At 66.0% G+C, this 17,905-nt stretch carries 12 protein-coding genes and 1 pseudogene; 7 read left to right on the top strand and 6 right to left on the bottom strand.

Going from position 1 to position 17,905, the window contains the following annotated elements; translation table 11 throughout:
• The first annotated feature begins 108 nt into the window (after positions 1–108).
• From CHEID_RS10600 to CHEID_RS09555, 3 genes are read left to right on the top strand one after another with little or no spacing between them, the layout of a single operon-like run.
• Entirely contained in the window at positions 109–435 is a 327-nt protein-coding gene (locus CHEID_RS10600; protein WP_420536375.1) for a DUF4244 domain-containing protein, read from the top strand.
• Positions 436–488: 53 nt separating this feature from the next.
• A complete protein-coding gene (locus tag CHEID_RS09560) occupies positions 489–818 on the top strand; it encodes a hypothetical protein (RefSeq protein WP_112770016.1) in 330 nt (109 codons plus the stop codon).
• Entirely contained in the window at positions 815–1,111 is a 297-nt protein-coding gene (locus CHEID_RS09555) for an Rv3654c family TadE-like protein (RefSeq protein ID WP_112770015.1), read from the top strand. The genes CHEID_RS09560 and CHEID_RS09555 overlap by 4 nt, the downstream gene beginning before the upstream one ends.
• Here CHEID_RS09555 and CHEID_RS09550 read toward each other — a convergent pair.
• The gene (locus CHEID_RS09550; protein ID WP_273661120.1) at positions 1,078–3,474 is read right to left on the bottom strand and encodes a DEAD/DEAH box helicase; all 2,397 of its coding nucleotides are present in this window, start codon (positions 3,472–3,474) and stop codon (positions 1,078–1,080) included. The two genes, CHEID_RS09555 and CHEID_RS09550, sit on opposite strands and share 34 nt — an antisense overlap.
• A gap of 487 nt (positions 3,475–3,961) precedes the next feature.
• Here CHEID_RS09550 and cspE point away from each other — a divergent pair, with 487 nt between their 5' ends.
• A complete protein-coding gene (gene cspE / locus CHEID_RS09545; RefSeq protein ID WP_112770013.1) occupies positions 3,962–4,165 on the top strand; it encodes a transcription antiterminator/RNA stability regulator CspE in 204 nt (67 codons plus the stop codon).
• A 238-nt stretch (positions 4,166–4,403) separates the two neighbouring features.
• On the opposite strand, the gene CHEID_RS09540 is transcribed toward cspE, so the two are convergent.
• A complete protein-coding gene (locus tag CHEID_RS09540; RefSeq protein ID WP_112770012.1) occupies positions 4,404–5,429 on the bottom strand; it encodes an esterase/lipase family protein in 1,026 nt (341 codons plus the stop codon).
• Positions 5,430–5,524: 95 nt separating this feature from the next.
• On the bottom strand, positions 5,525–6,619 hold the full coding sequence (locus CHEID_RS09535; RefSeq protein WP_112770011.1) for an alpha/beta fold hydrolase: 1,095 nt from the start codon (positions 6,617–6,619) through the stop codon (positions 5,525–5,527).
• A gap of 252 nt (positions 6,620–6,871) precedes the next feature.
• Here CHEID_RS09535 and CHEID_RS09530 point away from each other — a divergent pair, with 252 nt between their 5' ends.
• Positions 6,872–8,515, top strand: coding sequence for a cellulase family glycosylhydrolase (locus CHEID_RS09530; RefSeq protein WP_273661119.1), 1,644 nt, complete (start codon positions 6,872–6,874; stop codon positions 8,513–8,515).
• A 15-nt stretch (positions 8,516–8,530) separates the two neighbouring features.
• On the opposite strand, the gene CHEID_RS09525 is transcribed toward CHEID_RS09530, so the two are convergent.
• Complete coding sequence (locus CHEID_RS09525) at positions 8,531–10,132, bottom strand: cellulase family glycosylhydrolase (protein WP_273661118.1); 1,602 nt, start codon at positions 10,130–10,132, stop codon at positions 8,531–8,533.
• 111 nt (positions 10,133–10,243) lie between these two features.
• Positions 10,244–11,470 carry a glycosyltransferase gene (locus CHEID_RS09520; protein WP_112770380.1) on the bottom strand — a complete coding sequence of 409 codons (1,227 nt, stop codon included), beginning with the start codon at positions 11,468–11,470 and terminating at the stop codon, positions 10,244–10,246.
• 939 nt (positions 11,471–12,409) lie between these two features.
• Here CHEID_RS09520 and topA point away from each other — a divergent pair.
• A complete protein-coding gene (topA, locus tag CHEID_RS09515) occupies positions 12,410–15,376 on the top strand; it encodes a type I DNA topoisomerase (protein ID WP_112768474.1) in 2,967 nt (988 codons plus the stop codon).
• A gap of 190 nt (positions 15,377–15,566) precedes the next feature.
• Positions 15,567–16,335 (top strand): annotated as a pseudogene (locus tag CHEID_RS09510) (acyl-CoA dehydrogenase family protein).
• A 22-nt stretch (positions 16,336–16,357) separates the two neighbouring features.
• Here CHEID_RS09510 and CHEID_RS09505 read toward each other — a convergent pair.
• Positions 16,358–17,884, bottom strand: coding sequence for an adenylate/guanylate cyclase domain-containing protein (locus CHEID_RS09505; protein WP_112768475.1), 1,527 nt, complete (start codon positions 17,882–17,884; stop codon positions 16,358–16,360).
• Positions 17,885–17,905 lie beyond the last annotated feature (21 nt).

Here is a 17,905-nt window from a genome sequence, read left to right as displayed (position 1 = left end):
AAATGCCCGCTCTTGCGGCTGGTCGGAAATCAGTCGCCGCGGGCACGCAAGACCAGCCATCATCCATTGATTGCACAACCACACTCGAAGAAGGGGGACTTTTCCACCATGACTGCTGCAGTACTTGAGCAGAACTCTCAGCACACCATCGATCCGGAGGAACAGCTCCGGGAGCTCGACCGCCCCACCCCAGGGGCCCCGGCGGTCATCGCCGAGGGCCTACAGGAGCGCTTTGCCGCCCCGGGGATCCGGCACCGCTTCATCGATGCCATTCGGCGTCACCTCCACGATGAGGAGGGCATGAGCACCATCGAGTACGCCCTCGGATGCGTCGCCGCCGCAGCCCTCGGGGCGCTGCTCTACACCGTCGTCACCTCCGATGCCGTCGAGAGCGCACTATCCGGGATCTTCGAACGGGCGCTCAACGAGCACTAACGCCTCCGGCCCCGGGGGACCCCGGCGGCTGGGAAAACAGGGAGGAGGACAAGGTGAACACCGTGGAGGGGGCGATGGTGCTCAGTGCACTGACGGTGACGACCGGGCTACTGGTCTCCGGGGTGGCCACGCTGGCGACGGCGGCCTCGGCGCGGACGCTAGCCCGCGACGGGGCACGGGCGGCCGCTCTCGGTGGCGATGCTGGTCGGTGGGTGACTCAGCGGCGAGCCGACGCGCGCGTGGAGGTGTCCCAGCAGGAGACCCTCAAGGGCTCCGGGCTGCAGACCATCAGCGTGCGGGTCACCCTGCCAGCACCGCTGGCAGACGTTTCGGCCAACACGGAGATCGTGGCAGAACCGCCGGTGGAGGGGGAGGGACCATGAGCACTGTCACCGGGGCCTGGTCCATCCTCGGGGTCATCGCTCTCACCCTGGTTCTGGTTGGGGGCGTCGTAAAAATTAATGACCACCACACCGCAACCGCCGCCGCAGATGCCGCCGCCCTCTCCGGGGCCGCATCACTGCTGGCTGGGGACCCGGAGGCCTGTGGGATCGCCGCCCACATTGCCGAGCGCAATGGCGGGCACACCACATCCTGCCGGATCGAGGGGGAGGTGATTCGGGTCGAGGTCCAGGTCCGCACTCAGCGGGCCGCCGCTGCAGCGGGACCGGCCTGACCAGCCAAAAACCGCAGCAGCTCCAAGGCCCCCCGTTTGAACAGGGGGTCATTTCCATTCCCGCACTTCGGGGACTGCACGCAGGAGGGGCAACCCGCGTCGCACTCACAGCCCCCCACCGCCTCCGCCGTCGCCCGCATCCACCGGGAGAAGCGTTCGAATCCGGCCTCCGCAAACCCCGCGCCGCCGGCATATCCGTCGTAGACGAAAACCGTGGGTAGGCCGGTATCCGGGTGGTTCACGGTGGAGACCCCGCCGATATCCCACCGGTCGCACGTAGCGATCAGCGGCAGCAGGCCAATCGCGGCGTGCTCGGCGGCATGCAGGGTCCCGGGCCACGTCGGCTCCACCAACCCCAGATCCAACAGCACATCCGGATCCACCGTGTACGCTACCGCGCGCGTTTCCAGGGTGCTCGGCGGCATATCCAGCGGCACCGTCTCCAACACCTCCCCGCCCGGGAGGCGCTTGATGTACCCCGTGACCGTGTGGGTTACCGCCACGTCCACATCGGCCAACCACACACCCGCAGTCACTTGGTGCGTCCGGCGCGGGGCCCCGAGCACCTCGATATCCGTTTCCCGCCGCGCCGCCGTGGTGTATTCCGGGCACTCCGCCCGCACCCACGCCACCTTTTCGGCCAGATCCAGCGAATCCACGACGAAGGTTTCCCCCTGGTGCACGTACACCGCCCCGGTGTGCACATCCCCCACCGCTCGGCCGAGGTCCACAGTGCCCAATAGCCGGGCCGAGTCATGCTCCACAATGGCCACCTGATCCGCCGCGCCACCGCGGATCTGCACGTGGGCGTGAGCCTGCTCCGCGGCAGTGGCATTGGCGAAGATCCCCCGCGGCCGCCGCCGCAGCACTCCCGCGGCGATCAGCCCGGCGACGGTTTCCTCGGCTCCCCACTGCGCCACCTCCGCCTCCCCCAGCGGCCGCTCCGCAGCGGCGCAGACCACGTGGTCCGCCTGCACATAGGGGTTGCGCGGATCGAAGACCGTGTTCTCCACCGGCCGATCCAGCAGGGCCTCCGGGTGATGCACTAGGTAGGTATCCATTGGATCGTCGGCCCCCACCAGCACCACCAGGGCCCCCTGCCCGCGCCGCCCAGCCCGGCCCGACTGCTGCCGAAAGCTCGCAATGGTGCCGGGGAATCCCGAGCTGATGACCGCATCCAGCCCGCCGACGTCGATGCCCAACTCCAGGGCGCTGGTTGCCGCCACCCCCAGGAGATCCCCGTCATCCAGGCGGCGCTCTAAATCCCGGCGGTCCTCCGCGGTATACCCCGCCCGGTACGCGGCGACTCGCTGGGCATCGCCGGCCCGACCCATTGCGGACAACTGCTGGGCGGCCCCCAGCGCCACCAGCTCGGCCCCGCGCCGGGAGCGGACGAAGCTTATGGTCCGGGCACCCTGGGCAATGATGCGCCCCATGATCTCGGCGGCCTCCGTGTTCGCCGCGCGCCGCACGGGGGCCCCGTGCTCGCCGGTGCTGTCGGGCAGGAAGCCCGGTTCCCACAGGGCAATGGTGCGCTGGCCCGCCGGGGAAGCATCAGAGGTCACCGCGTGGATGTGGGATCTGCCGGTCAACCGCCGGGCGTGCTCCGCGGGGTCCACGCTGGTGGCACTGGCTAGGATAAGAACCGGCCCGCTTTGGGGGGACGCCGGGTCGGCGGACAGCCGCAGCAAGCGGCGCAGGACCATGGCCACGTGGGCGCCGAAGATGCCCCGATAGGCGTGGCACTCGTCGATCACCACGAACCGCAGGCCCCGCAGGAACCGCCCCCACCTGGCCGATTGGCCCAACATGCTGGCATGTACCATGTCCGGGTTGCTCACCACGATGCGCGCCTGGTCGCGGATGGCCCGCCGGTGTTCGGTGGGGGTATCCCCGTCGTAGGTGGCGACCATGACGTCGTTGAGCGCGGGAACACCCCGGCACATCCGGGCCAACGCGGCGCATTGGTCTTGGGCGAGGGCTTTGGTGGGGCAGAGGTAAAGGGCGGTGGGAGGTGGTGCGGTGGGTGCGGCTGGGGCCATGGCGGAGAGGATCGGGAGCTGGTAACCCAGGGATTTTCCGGACGCCGTCCCGGTCGCGACAATCACGTCCCGCCCCTGCCAGGCAGCGTCCGCGGCTTCCACCTGGTGTGCCCAGGGGGCGCTGACCCCCTGCTCCTGGAGATAGCTCACCAGCTCGGGGTGAACCCACTCAGGCCAATCGGCTGTGGTGGACCGGCGGGCCGGTTCGTGGCGCACGTGGGTGCACGTCGAGCGCGGCAGGGCCTCGGTGAGTTCCTGCAGCAGCTCAGTGCCGAGGTTTGCTGCATTGGGGTTCATCGTGTGAAATACTACGGCTGTCATGCCGGGGGTAGCGGGGGTACCTGGGGTGAGGCCGCATTTTGCCCCGGCGTGTCGGACGATAGCCCCGCACGGTCCCGCTAGAAGGCGGCGCAAATCGACGCATTTATTGGCGTGGACATGCGCGTTTGCAAGATGGACGCAATCAAATTCGGCTGCGTGGTGCAAATGCGAAATCCCGGAACAATTCCTGGAAGTTTGGCCAAAATCCGCATAAGCGTTAAGAAACCGTTAGCTCGCTACGCACAAGCGCCGGAAACGTGGCAGACTGGAGCGCGGTCGTAAGTTGCCATCCGCTTCCGCGCTCGACGGGGGACCGGTACACGTGGTCCACACGTGCTACCAGCTCTTGAAGCAGGCGAAAAGCCGTGAAGCGGGTGGCTTGTTAGTTAGAGCGTGCATTCTGATTAAAGCGGGATCCCGTTCGCTCGGCCCGATTATTGCCGTAAGTCAGGCAGTAATCGAACGCCACACAAAGTTAGGTAAGAACATGGCACAGGGAACCGTTAAGTGGTTCAACGCAGAAAAGGGCTTCGGCTTCATCGCTCCGGACGATGGATCCGCCGATGTCTTCGTTCACTACTCCGAGATTCAGGGCAGCGGCTTCCGCTCCCTTGATGAAAACCAAAAGGTGGAGTTCGAGATCGGTGAGGGCGCTAAGGGCCCCCAGGCTCAGAACGTTGTTGCTCTGTAAAACGAGCTAACCACTTAGAGAGTCACCGGGACTTCTTTTCGTCCCACTCCCCACGCTTTCTCTTCGTATGGACTGCGGGAAGATGGTAGATCGCACTGCGGTGCGTCCTCCGCCCTCTCTCGTCCAGAAGGAGGGAGGATCGAGGGGAGTGGGGTGGGGAAAGCCCCGGTGCTTTTGTCTGCCTGGGGGGCGGGCCCGAGAGGGCCCACGGCAAGTGGCGGCTCAGGGGCCCCTCCGATCAGGAGCTCAGAGAGCCCACCTCGCCGGTGAACGGCAGGACGGTCTTGCACTGCATGTTCTTGTCCACCGGCTTGCCGTCCAGGCGCTTCATCACCATGTCCAGGACGTTGGGGGAGAAAGTCATGGACAAGTGCTCGCTGGCATCGTTACCGCAATAGTCCTGGATGGTCACGTTCGTGACATCCGAGTTCGGTTCGCTCGCTAGGAATTGGGTGCGGAAGGGGGAGACGTTCCAGTCATATCGGGTGGCAATCATGGTGTAGGCAATGCCGGGCCGGGTATCTCCTTCAGCGTTGAGGTGATCGAAGAAGGGCGAGCCGACCGCCTGATCAATCCCCGCATCGCCGAGCGGGAATCGGGCAATGTCCATCACGGGCACCCCCAAGTCCTGGATCTGCTGGCCGATTGCGGCGATGCCCGAAAAGGAGGTGCCGTGGTTGTTGGCGCCGAGGCCGATGAGCTTATCCACCTTGTTGTTCTCCGGGTGCTGCGGATCGGCCCCGCCGTGGTCCTGCACGTAGAGCCGAGCATGAATGCCGCCCTGGGAATGGCCAACGAGGTCCACTTTTTTCGCCTTCGTACGCGCGAGCACCTCGTCGATGAACCCAGCGACCTCATCCCCCGACTTCCGCAGCGTCTGGGTGCCGTAGACCCCCGGCGGCAACCCGACGAGGCCCGATTCATCGTCACCGTAATTGAAGGAGTAGGCGCAGTAGCCCTGGGCCTTGAGCATGGGGCTGAGCTGGGACCATGTGGCATAGGCGTTGTCCCACGTGCCGTGGATGAGGACGACGGGGTTCGGGTGCTCCGGGGCGGGCTTGCAATTCCAGTCGTTGACGTCCGGGGGCATCGCACCCGGGTGGAGTAGGGAGGTGGCGTAGGCGGTGGCGAAGTCGTTTTGCGCCGTCCCGGGGGCATTAGTGGGACCTCGGCGGGCTGCAGCTTCGGGCGCGGTGGCTGCGGCGGTAGCGGCGAGGGCTACGGTCATTGCTGCGCCGGCGGTCGCACGGGTGAGGCGGTGCATCGGGGTTGGGGTTCCTCTCTACGGTGGTTGGGTTGCCCGGCAGGCGACGCGAACGTCGCCAGCGGGCCCGGTTCTTAGGGGGGTGGACGGCCCCTTTAGTGGCGTGCCACGAAGCCATCAATGTGGGCGGCAACGTCCTTGGGATTGGTGGCCAGGCCCCAGTGGCCGCCCTCGAAGCTTTCGTGGGTTACCTCGGGTTGCTGGGCGTCCATCGAGTACACGAAGTCCCGGTCGAAGAAGCGGTCCTGTGTCGCGTCCAGGCTGAGGATGGGAGGGGTGTTCTCCAACTTGGTGTAGCGAGGGTGCAGGATCCGGTCGCCGAAGTTGGCCTGGTACATCCGGGCCTGCGCCAGGCCGTCTGCGTTGGAGTATCCGGCCTCGCGCGGCTCGTCGGACAGCCGGTTGAAGTAGCGGACCACCGCGTCAAAGGTGCCCACCGCCCAGGAGGCCTCGGGTACTCCGGGGACGAGGAAGCCCCAGAATTCAGGGATGCGGATCATTTGGCTGGCCACGTCTAGCAGCCCGAAGGGCTGATCCCCCAGTTGTGTGCGGGTGCGCAGCCACTGGGACCACTGTTCGAAGGAAGGGGAGCTGAACGTCACGTAGTTGGCGATCCTGTCGCGCGTCTCCGGGTGGGCTAGCAGGTCCCAGCCGATGATGCCGCCGAAGTCGTGGCCAACGTAGGTGACTTTCTCGCCGGGGGCCGCTTGATTGACAACCGCCAGGAAGTCCTCGTTGAGGCGGTCCATGGTGTAGGCGGAGGTGTCGGCGGGGTGTCCGGACTTCCCGGAGCCTCGGGTGTCGATGTTGACGATGTGGTACTTGCTGGCCAGTTCCTTGATGACGCCATAAAACACAGCGTGGGTGTTGGGGTAGCCGTGGACGAGCACGAGCGTGGGTGCAGTGCCACGGGCCTTGCCGTATTCGAAGTAGGAGATCGGGGTACCGTCTTTGCTCGTGGCGGTTCCTTCGGTCTCCGGCACAGGGCTGTGGCCCACCTGGTAGGTGATGCCGTTGGCCTCGGGCGGGGCTGAGGACAGTTCGGCACCACTCCCGGGGGTTGGAGCTTGGGCTGGTTCGGCCAATGTTGCGGGGACCGCGCCGAAGGTGGCGAGAGCGGCGGTGAGCAGGACGGCGGCGCTGCTCCGCTGCGCGGCCGGTATGTACTGGCGTTTGAGGTCTCTGAGCATGGCCCTCAGGCTAAGCCGAGCGTGTTAACTGCCCGTTCTACCTTTGTTGCAGTTTTGTAAACCCTGTTTTACCGCTGAGGGAAGGGGGGTAGACGGTTCGCGTCGGTTCCTCGATGGCTGCGCGAACGGGGTTTGATAGCTACTATTTCCAGCAGATAGTTGTAGCTTTATTATTTTTCTCCCAGGTTCTTCTCACCCTCCGCGGAAACCGGAAACACCCCGCCTCACCTCACGGAAATGGAACAAATACGCGTGACCCGCACAGCTCGCACCCCCCGCACTGCCCGTATGCGCCGCGTTACCCGCGCCGCCGCCGCAGCATGTGCCGCCCTGACGATCACGACCGGCGCCGGCGGCCTCATTCCAGCCGGACTCAACCCCCTCTCCCCGCCCCCAGCTCACGCCGGCCCGGGCACGGACCTCGGTGCCATCCGCGCGGATAGCGGCGAAAATGGCCCCTTCCGTACCGTCGGTCGGTGGGTCGTGGACGGGTCCGGAAAGGTCGTGATCCCCCATGGCGAGAACATCGCGAACAAGCGTGCGCCGTACACCGTGGATGCCCTCGGGGTCACTGAGGAGGACGCCGCGTTCCTGGCGTCGCACGGATTCAATTCCGTCCGCCTAGCCGTGCTCTGGGTGGGCGTGGAGCCGACCCCGGGTACCTATGACGATGCCTACCTGAGCAACGTGAAGAAGACGGTGGAAATGTTCCACCGCCACGGCATGTCCACCGTGGTCGAATTCCACCAGGACGCCTGGTCCGAAAAGTACAACGGCGACGGCGCCCCCGAGTGGGCCAGCATCGACGACGGCTTCTACAACACCAACGCCGGCATCCTCGGCGCGGGCACCAACCCCGCCAATAACCAGGCCATCCAGAACTTCTTCGCCAACCGCCCCGCCCCGGACGGCAAGGGCATCAAGGACCACTTCGTGGAGATGTGGGGCCACACCGCCGGCTACCTGGCGGGAACGAACGGGCTGGCCGGATACGGCATCATCAACGAGCCCCACGAGGGCTGGCCCTATCTGCTGTGCCAGCTCAACATCTGCCCGCCCGGCACAACGAAGAAACTGGAGGACCTGTACAAGGACACCGGCAAGGCCATCCGCCGCGAGGATGCCTCCACCCCGGTGGTCTACTCCGGCTACCTCACCACCATCTTCGGCACCCCGCCGAACCTCGGGGAGCCGCCGGTGGACAACGCGATGTACAACTACAACACCTACTGCCTGGCACTCGATGCCTGGCCGCAGGTGCCCCTGCCCTTCTGCGATCCGCAGATTAACGCCACCGCAGAGCAGTCCCGCCTCTACGCGGAAAAGTACGATATCCCCCGCGTCATCACGGAGTTCGGTGCCACCACCCGGGCCGACGTCCTCCAGCGGCAGACGGACGAGGCCCGCAGGCAACGAATCGGCTGGTACCACTGGGCGTACATGGGCATCGACCCCGCCACCGCGGCATCCAACCCGGAGGACCAGGCGATCGTCAAGGATCCGCGCAAGCCAATCGAAGGGGACAACGTCCAGTGGGCCACCCTCGCCGCGCTGGAGGAGCCCTACCCGCAGTCCGTGGCAGGCACCCCGGAGACCTGGAACTACGACCGGGGCTCCCAGACCTTCACGGCTCGCTGGAGCCCGCAGCGGGCCGACGGCACTGGATCCTTCACGACCACGGATGCCACGACGATCTGGGTGCCAGAAGCTAACTACGGTTCCGATTACGTCGTGGAGGTTTCCGGGGGGCGGGTGGTTTCCGCGCCCGGCGCCCGGAAACTGTTGGTGGTCTCCGATGGCAGCGGCTCCCCGGTGTCCGTCACGGTGCGGCCGAAGAACCCGCCGGCTCTTGCCCTGCCGCCGGTCCCCGGTTCCTCGGCGCTCCCGGGGTCTTAGGTAACCGGGCCCTGCCTAACGCGGGGCGATGCTGACGTTCACGTCCCCCGGCCCGTCCGCGGCGATGACGAGGTCCATTGCCCCGGGTTCGGAGAGCACGCGCCCGCCGGTGACGGTGGCCGTGTAGCCATTGGGGTAGAGGGCCGGGGGCACGGTGATCACGCTGGTCGCCCCGGGGGCGAAGCTGCCCGTCCCATCCACCCGCTGCCCATTCCACCGGGCGGTGAAGACCTTGTTTTGGTCGGTGCCCCAGCTCAGGGGGGTGCCGGAGACGCTCTTGGGGTAAGCGCGCACAGTGTTGGTGAGGTTGTCCGTGTTGACGTTGTCCCCGGTCGGCGGGAGCTGTGGATTCTTCACCATCGCCTGGTTTTCGGGGGAGGGGGCGGAGGTGGTGTGGTCCGGCCCGCCGTAATTCCAGTGGAACCAGCCAATGCGGTTATCGTCGGCGATGCGGCTCTGGGTGGTGAGCACCCCGGGGCTGCCGATCGCGCCGAATTCGGTCATGGCGTAGGGGATGTTCCACTGCTCGGCGTACTCCCGGGAACGGGCGGCGTTGAGGCGCTGGTGGGGGTCGCAGACGAAGCCGGGGAGGTTGATCCCGATGTTGCAGATAATGGTGTAGGAGTTGAAGGGGTATACCTCGTTGGGGTCCACGGGCGCACCCATCTGGGGGTGGGTGCCCAGGGCGGTGGTGATGTAGGCCATGGGCCAGATGGTGGTGCGGGGGTCCTGCTGGCGCACGGTCTTGGCCACGTCTGCGTTGAGGCTGATGAGCCGGTCCACGACGGGTTGGGGGCACAGGTCCGCCTGGCATAGTAGGAAGGGCCAGCCGGGGGTCGGTTCGTTGATGGGGCTGTAGCCGATCACGCCGGGCACGCTGGCGAAGCGCTGGGAGACATGGCCCCACATGTTGACGAAGCGGGTGCGGATGCCCACCCCGTCGGCGGCGGGGGCGTTCGAGAAGAAGTTGTTGACGGCCTGGTAGACGGCGGGGCTGAACTGTGCGGCGATGAGCCCGCCGGGTAGGGCGGGCAGGCCTTGGTCCAGGCTGGCCCAGTCGGGGGCGCCTTCCCCGCCGTAGCGCTTGGACCAGGCGTCCTGGTGAACCTCCAGGAGGGTGCCCAGGCCCGCGTCGGCGAGCTTGCGGACGGTGTTTTCGATGTTGTCCAGGTAGGCCTCGTCGTACTGCCCGGGTTGGGGCTCCACGGCTTCCCAGATGATGCCGAGGCGCACCGCGTTATAACCGTTGGCTTTGAGGAAAGAAATGTCGTCATCGCCGAAGCCGATGGATTCGGGGGTGTAGGGCGCCTTCTTGGCCACGATATTTTCGCCGTGGTAGATGACGGTGCGGCCGGCGGGGTCCGTGATCCAGCGTCCGGTGGCTCCGGGGCGGCCGTCGGGTCCGGGCCAGACGGGGCCGGCGGCCGGGGCGCTCGGCGGTGTTTGGGCGTGGGCCGCGGCGGTGGGGATGGTGAGGGGGAGGCTTGTGGACGCCAGGGACAGCGCGCCGGCCGTGAGTGCCGTGAAAGTACGCAGGTGGCGGCGGGTGCGGCGGTGATTGGGGGAGGGATGGTCGGTGCGGGCGGCGGCCGGGGAGGCTGAAGTGGATGTTTTCATGGTGGCAACGAGGGGGTGCTTCGCTGAGTGCGCTTTCTGCGGGAAGGGGGAGGGAGGGGGCAGCAGGGGAAGGGATAGGAAAACGGGGGAGCGGAAACGGGCGGGGGGCACCTAGGCCCGGTTGAGTTGATCTTCTACGACGTTCGCGGCGTGCTGGGCCCCGCCGGCCTTCTCGAAGGCCTTGGCGATCTTGGTGGCCCGCCCGCTGCGCGCCATGGCGGCAGTGACCTTCGCGTGGAGGCGCTCGGGGGTCAGGTATTTGGTGGACAGGACCTCTCCGGCACCGCAGGCGCGGACGCGCTCGGCGACCTCTTTCTGGTCCCGGCCGAAGGGCACCACCACGATGGGCAGTCCGTGGCTGAGGGCCTTTTGGGTGATCCCCATCCCGCCGTGGCTGATGACGATGGCGCAGCGGGGGAGGATCGCGTCGTGGGAAACGAAGTCCAGCACGGTCGCCTGCTCCCCGGGGCGGAAGGTGAGGGGGTCCAGGGCACCGGCGGTGACTACCGTGTGCATGCCGGTGCCCTTGAGGGCGTCGATGGCCGCCTGCCCCAGCTCTGCATCGTCCTGGAATTCGGTGGAGCAGGTGACAAGGGCGATGGGGTCGGTGATGTGGCTGAGGTCCGGGCCGTCGTGGTTCGGCGGAGACCAGTTGCCGGGACCCACGAGGTGGAGGTTCTCCGGCCACTGCTTGCGGGCGTATTCGAAGGGCTCGGCGGTGAAGTTGATTACCGCTGGTGGGCGCTTGAGCAGGTCGGTGGTGTGGCGCAGTTTGCCCAGGCCGTTTTTCACGCGCATTTCGTTGACCTGCTTGAGGCTGAAGCGGTCCCACAGGTGAGACATGCCGCGGCGCAGCACTTTATCCCGGGCTTTGCCGCGTAGGCCGGTGGCCCGGCGCAGTCCCAGGCCGAAGGGTGGGTCATCGGGCATCTCCAGGGGCAAAAACGTGGGGCTCCACAGTGCCCAGGGCAAGCCCGAGGCCTCCGCTGCGATCTGCCCGCCGAAGGTGGTGAAATCCACCATCACCATGTCCGGGTTTTCCTGGGCGATGAGTTCCTTCAGCTCGGCGCAGTCGTGGGGCATACGCGAAACGAGCTGCTGCAGCACGGCGTTGAGGGCCGCGACGGGGTTGGAGGCATCCCAGTCCTCCAGTTCGGCGGAGTTGAGGTCCTCCGACAGGGCGCTGGCCTTGAAGCCGAGGTTGTTAAGCATGGTGACTTCGGAACCGAGAGTGCGCACTACGACATTGTGGCCGCGATCGCGCAGTTCCAGCAGTGTTTCCATCAGAGGGTATAGGTGGCCCTTGGCCGGCGATGTCATGACCGCGATGGTGGACATTGGGGTTGTGCTCCTGACAATTTCGTACGAGGGTCAAACAAAGGGTTCGGGGGAAGGTGAGCAAACAGAAAGCAGGGGTTCAACCGGCGGTGTTGCTGGGGGGGAGGGAGGGAGAAGTGAGGTGGATCGGGGGGAGGGGTCCGTGGACCCGCTCGCATAGTGGGGGTTTGGAATGACGGTTCCCGAGAGTACCCTGGGGCGCGAGTCCGCGAGTGGAAGAAAATTTACAGCAACGCCCCCGTATGGGGGGATCGGAGAGTCTCGTTCGGCAAGGGCCAAAAACCTGCGGTGAGCCGCCATGCGAGGCCTTTTTGCAGCGCTGCTAGCTGGCCTTATCGGGTCGAGTCGCCTAACCTTGGGTAGGTTCATAGCACTGCATTTTTGAGCTTTGCGTGCCACGAAAGTGTGAAATCCCGCATAGTCGGCGGGGGTACTGCTAACGCACCCCCGCCCGCGAACGTTTCGGCTCTTTCGGGGGGGATGGGTAGCAGCAGCTTCTGGCGGGTCTCTTAGGAAAGCTTCTCGGCCCGGTGAGTGGGGGAGTTCCGGCCGAGCCGCCGGTGATGGCGTCCATAAAAATAAGACTACAGACTCATGGTTTTAACGGTGCGTCCGAAGGGAAGGAAATTGGCCGAACGGGTGTAGTTGTGTTTGCATAAGCGAAACGGCCCGTCCTCGCCGCATGCGCAGCCAACCTCCGTCATTCCCGCCCGGATGGGTGCAAATGTGGCCCAAGGCGTGCGAAACTCCCCACAAAGCGTGTAAGCACTTATAGCCACGGGCACTTCAGTGCACGGGGCGGCCCGAGGTTTTCGGCCGTTCCCCACTGCCGTCCGCCGCACCGGGCAAGGTGCAGGACCGATGAACGCAGGACCGATGAATTCTGCGCAGTTTTACAACGGCTAGGGATACTCAACCAGGAAGGGCAAACCCACCACGATGGCACAACAGGGTGGCACCAAACGGCTCGTCATTGTCGAGTCGGCAACCAAAGCGCGAAAGATCGCGCCCTATCTGGGCCCTGATTACATCGTGGAAGCCTCCGTGGGGCACATCCGGGACCTCCCCCGCGGCGCCGTGGACGTCCCCGCCAAGTACAAGAAAGAACCCTGGGCCCGCCTCGGGGTCAACGTGGACGACGACTTCGCCCCGCTCTACGTGGTCAGCCCCGACAAGAAGAAGAAGGTCGCGGACCTCAAGAGCAAGCTGAAGCAGGTTGACGAGCTCTATCTGGCGACCGACCCGGACCGGGAGGGGGAGGCCATCGCCTGGCACCTGCTGCAGGTGCTCAAGCCCAAGGTACCGGTGCGCCGAATGGTGTTCCACGAAATCACCAAGCCCGCCATCCTCGCCGCGGCGCAGGATACGCGGGAGCTGGACCAAGACCTCGTCGACGCCCAGGAAGCCCGGCGCCTCCTGGACCGCCTCTACGGCTACGAGATCTCCCCCGTGCTGTGGAAGAAGGTCATGCCGCGGCTGTCCGCCGGTCGCGTGCAGTCCGTGGCCACCCGCGTGATCGTGGAGCGGGAGCGGGAACGCATGGCTTTCGTCACCGCCGACTACTGGGACCTCACCGCCCAGCTAGCCACCACCTCCGACCTGGTCACCGGGGCCGCCGGGGATGTCGGTGAGCCGAAGTCCTTCACCGCCCGGCTCGCCAGCGTGGACGGCCAGCGCCTCGCACAGGGCAAGGACTTCGGTGCCGATGGTCAGCTCAAGGTCCGCGCGCGGGTGCTGACGCAGAGCGATGCCCACCGTCTGGCGCAGGGCCTGGATTCCACGCAGATGTGGGTTCGGGACGTGGAGGAGAAGCCCTACACCCGGCGGCCCTACCCGCCCTTCATGACCTCCACGCTCCAGCAAGAGGCCGGCCGTAAGCTCCGCTTCACCTCGGAGCGCACGATGCGCATCGCCCAGCGGCTCTACGAAAACGGGCACATCACCTACATGCGCACGGACTCCACAACACTGTCCCAGTCCGGCATTGCCGCCGCCCGCCAGCAGGCCGAGGAGCTCTACGGCAAGCAATTCGTCGCCAGCGCCCCCCGGCAGTACTCCCGGAAAGTGAAGAACTCCCAGGAGGCCCACGAGGCCATCCGCCCCGCCGGCGAGACCTTTGCTACCCCCGGGGCCCTATCGGGGCAGTTGGACGCCGAGGAGTACCGGCTCTACGAGCTGATCTGGCAGCGCACGGTGGCCTCCCAGATGGCGGACGCTAAGGGCACCTCCATGCGGGTGACGGTGCAGGGCACCGCCCGCAGCGGGGAGGAGTGCGAGTTCACCGCTACGGGCCGCACGGTGACCTTCCCCGGCTTCCTCAAGGCCTACGTGGAGGTCAGCCGGACCTCCGACGGGCGGGACGTGGCGGATAACGCGGAGAAGCGGCTGCCGGTCCTGTCCAGCGGCGATGAGCTGCGCTCCGAGTCCGTGGAGGCCAATGGGCACACCACGAATCCCCCGGCGCGCTACAACGAGGCCAGCCTGGTGAAGAAGATGGAGGATCTGGGGATCGGCCGACCCTCCACGTACGCCTCCATCATTCGCACGATTCAGGATCGCGGATACGTGGCGAGCCGGGGCAATGCTCTTGTGCCCACCTGGGTGGCCTTCGCCGTGGTGGGGTTGCTCGAGAAGAACTTCGGCAAGCTCGTGGACTACGATTTCACCTCCGCGATGGAGGATCAGCTCGACGAGATCGCCTCCGGCGACGAGGACCGCACTGCGTGGCTGCAGGCTTTCTACTTCGGCAATGTGGATGAGCCGGATCAGTATGGGCTCAAGCGCGTTGTCGGGGAGCGGTTGGAGGAGATCGATCCGCGTGTAGTCAATTCGCTACATCTTTTTGACGACGCCAACGGCGTACCGATCGTGGTCCGAGTGGGCCGCTACGGGCCCTACTTGGAGCGGGTCATGCCCATCCCGGCCGGTTCCCCGGAGGGCACCGAGCCGGAGGTGCAACGCGCGAACCTGCCGGAGGCGATGACCCCGGATGAGCTGACCCTGGAGGTGGCCGAGAAGCTGTTTGCCACGCCCCAGACCGGTCGCGAGTTGGGGGTCAATCCGGATAGTGGCCGCACCGTTGTGGCGCGGGAGGGCCGCTATGGCCCCTATGTCACGGAGCTGCTCGGCGATGACGAGGAAGCCACTGTGGCCGCCCGGGCGGAGAAGAAGTGGGAGGCCGAGCGCGACGAGCAGGACAAGCAGCGGGAGGCAGAGGGTAAGAAGCCGCTGAGCCGCGAAACTAAGACCGCGCAGAGCCAGAAGGCCAAGCGCGTCAAGGAGATCGTGGAGGCCACCCTCAAGCCCAAGACGGCCAGCTTGTTTAGCTCGATGGAGCCGGCGACGGTGACCCTGGAGGAGGCGCTGAAGCTGATGAGCCTTCCCCGGGACGTGGGTGTGGATCCTGCCGACGGGGAGCTGATCACCGCGCAGAACGGGCGCTACGGCCCCTATCTCAAGAAGGGCAATGATTCCCGCTCCCTGGGCAGCGAGGAGGAGCTGTTCACCGTCACCCTGGATCAGGCCCGGCGCATTTACGCGGAGCCGAAGCGGCGCGGCCGCCAGGCCGCAAAACCGCCGCTGAAGCAACTGGGTGATAACGACGTTTCCGGCAAGCCGATGAGTGTCAAGGAGGGCCGCTTCGGCGCCTATGTCACGGACGGCGAGACCAACGCGACGCTGCGCAAGGGGGATACCCCGGAGGCCATAACGGATGCGCGGGCCAACGAGTTGCTCTCCGAGCGACGGGCGAAGGAGGCCGCGGAGGGCAGCGGTGGCGGGGCGAAGTCCGCCCGGAAGACCACGCGGAAGGCTTCAAAATCCACGACGAAGAGGACCGTCAAACGGTCCACGTCTAAGGCTGGCAAGCGATCCACGAAGAAGGCGGCGCGCAAGGCCAACGCCTAGGAGTGTGCCGCGTACCATCGCGGTCGTAGTGGGCGCTACGCGTGCCACCGCTGCCGTGACTCAACTGAATCTTCGTGAAACCGGATCTACTGCTCTAGGTGCGGTGTTATCGTGCCCAAAAAGCCACGAAGCACCACAGAAAAGAGCGGGAGAATCGATCAGCGCCCTCGAAGACCATCGTTCCCCCTGGATGGACGCGGAGCTGGACTCGCTGCGCGAGTTGGCCCGCGACTTCCTGCAGCGGGAGGCCGCACCCAACCAGCAGCGATGGCTGGCCGAGCACGCGGTGGACCGGGAGTTCTGGAATTAGGCCGCGGATGCTGGCCTGCTATGCCTCAGCATCGAGGAGGAATACGGCGGGGGTGGCGCACCTTCGCCCATGAAGCGGTCGTCATGAAGGAGCATGCCCGCATGTTCGACACCAGTTGGGGCAACACCGTGCACAGCGGCATCGTCGCCCCCTACTTCCAGCACTACGGGACGCAGGAGCAAAAGCGGCGTTTCCTCCCCGGTGCTTGCACCGGGGACACCGTGCTGGCCATTGCCATGACGGAACCCTGCACCGGCTCCGACCTGCAGTCGATCGCCACCACCGCCGTGCGCGACGGTGACGAGTACGTCATCAACGGCTCCAAGACCTTTATCACCAACGGCACCCACGCGGATGTGATCCTCGTGGTCACCCGTACCGGCGGCGCCGGCAGCAAGGGGGATCAGCCTCTTCGCCGTGGAAGCGACCCGCCCGGGCTTTAACCGGGGCCGGGAGCGCCTGGATCCATGGCCAAGCTGCTGGCGACGGACAAACAAGGGGAGATCACCGACCGCTGCCTGCAACTGTTCGGCGGTTCTGGGTTCATGCTGGAGTACCCGATCTCCCGGGCCTATGCCGACGCTCGTGTGCAGCGAATCTACGGTGGAACAACGAGACTATGAAGGAACTCATCGCTCGCAGCCTGTGACGGCTGGGGCTGTCCCCGCCGCCTAGCCTCGGTCGGCGAGAGTTGGTCGGACCGGCCGGGCCAGTTGAGTCATCTCCCGCCGTCCACGGAGCTCAACAGATTTCATCAGCGACCACCGCGCGCGCTCGGCCTCGTTCGCCGCGCCGAGGGTGTCTGCACTGGTCAGGACCCGCCCTGGGGTGTCCTTGGCGAGGTCGGTCAACCGGGACGCCTGGTTCACGGCGTCCCCAATAACCGTGTACTCGAACCGGTCCTTCGCGCCGATATGGCCAGCCACGACGGAGCCTGCGGCCACCCCGATGCCTGCCTCGAACTCCAGGCCCCGGAGCTCCTGTTTGAGCTCGCGGGCGGCCGCCAGGGCGTGTCCGGCCACGTCGTCCAGCGGCAGGGGGGCGCCGAAGACGGCGAGGGCGGCGTCCCCCTCGAACTTGTTGATGATCCCGCGGTGACGGTGGACCACCTCCACCACCCGGTCGAAGAACTCGTTGAGCGCTTTCACCACGTGCTGGGGCTCGGCGCTGGCCGCGAAACCGGTGGAACCGATCACGTCCACGAACAGCACCGCAACGCTGCGCGCCTCCCCGCCCAGCTCGGGTTTCTCCTCGAGGGCACGACGGGCCACCTCCGCGCCAACGTAGCGGCCGAAAAGGTCGCTGACCCGTTGGCGCTCGCGTAGGCCCCGCATCATCTCATTGAAACCCGCCTGCAGCACGCCAATCTCGGAGGAATCGTAGATCCGCACCTTGGTGGAGATGTCCCCGCGGCGGACCTTGTTGATGGCGAATTGGAGCTCGCGGATGGGGTCCACCACGGACATGGATGTGAGGAACGTCCCCGAATAACCCGTGACCAGTGTGTAAATCAGCAGGGCCAAAAGGGCGGGGATGAGGTCCTCTGCGGGGGTGGGGAAGAATCCGATAGCTTGGCCGGTGACCAACAGGATCATGCCAATAATCGGCACGGCGGAGGTGAGCATCCACGTCGCCAGGAGCCGGGGGGTCATGGAGGAGACCCGCGAGTTGTCCGCCGAGCCCTGGGATAGCGCCTTGGCAGCCACCGGCCGCACCAGGCGTTCGGCTTCCCGGTAGGTCATTAGCATCACCGTCAGGCCGCCGAGCGTCGCGGTAATCGCCACGGTGATCGCCCACGTCTGGGAATACTGGGCGGCGGCGACGGTGAAAATCACCACTCCGATGCCCCACAGCACCCCGCCCGTCAGCGTTTGCAGGGTGGGGATGCGCAGCACCAGGTCCCGCACCATGTTCGGGTCGTAGGCGCGAGGGTTACGCTGCCATCGCAGCACGGGTGCGAAGAAGGCCAGGGTTGCGGCGATCCCCACGACGATCGCCAGCACGTAGTACCCCAGGTACAGCAGCGCGGTTGTGGTGTTGGGGCTGGTGAAATCCTTGGCCGCGGGTAGGGGGATGAAGAATCGCAGAAACGCCGCCACGCCGATCGTGCCGATGACGTTCGTCATCAGGATAGTGGCGGCGTAGAGGGGCCAGTGGGTTCCCCAAGCCCACACAAAGTAGCGCCCGAACCGATTCATGAGTCCTAAGACTATCGAACC

Origin of the sequence: Corynebacterium heidelbergense, assembly GCF_028609845.1 — a bacterium.
GTDB classification, from domain to species: domain Bacteria; phylum Actinomycetota; class Actinomycetes; order Mycobacteriales; family Mycobacteriaceae; genus Corynebacterium; species Corynebacterium heidelbergense.
Note: the sequence above shows the minus strand (reverse complement) of the source record. Positions and strands in the feature narration are given on the sequence as shown.

Bases quoted from the DNA above. Each gene is read 5' to 3' on its own strand.
- CHEID_RS09535 (WP_112770011.1), bottom strand. From the start codon at position 6,619: ATGCTCAGAGACCTCAAACGCCAGTACATACCGGCCGCGCAGCGGAGC.
- CHEID_RS09555 (WP_112770015.1), top strand. From the start codon at position 815: ATGAGCACTGTCACCGGGGCCTGGTCCATCCTCGGGGTCATCGCTCTC.
- CHEID_RS09520 (WP_112770380.1), bottom strand. From the start codon at position 11,470: ATGTCCACCATCGCGGTCATGACATCGCCGGCCAAGGGCCACCTATAC.
- CHEID_RS09550 (WP_273661120.1), bottom strand. From the start codon at position 3,474: ATGACAGCCGTAGTATTTCACACGATGAACCCCAATGCAGCAAACCTC.
- CHEID_RS09505 (WP_112768475.1), bottom strand. From the start codon at position 17,884: ATGAATCGGTTCGGGCGCTACTTTGTGTGGGCTTGGGGAACCCACTGG.
- topA (WP_112768474.1), top strand. From the start codon at position 12,410: ATGGCACAACAGGGTGGCACCAAACGGCTCGTCATTGTCGAGTCGGCA.
- CHEID_RS10600 (WP_420536375.1), top strand. From the start codon at position 109: ATGACTGCTGCAGTACTTGAGCAGAACTCTCAGCACACCATCGATCCG.
- CHEID_RS09525 (WP_273661118.1), bottom strand. From the start codon at position 10,132: ATGAAAACATCCACTTCAGCCTCCCCGGCCGCCGCCCGCACCGACCAT.
- CHEID_RS09540 (WP_112770012.1), bottom strand. From the start codon at position 5,429: ATGCACCGCCTCACCCGTGCGACCGCCGGCGCAGCAATGACCGTAGCC.
- cspE (WP_112770013.1), top strand. From the start codon at position 3,962: ATGGCACAGGGAACCGTTAAGTGGTTCAACGCAGAAAAGGGCTTCGGC.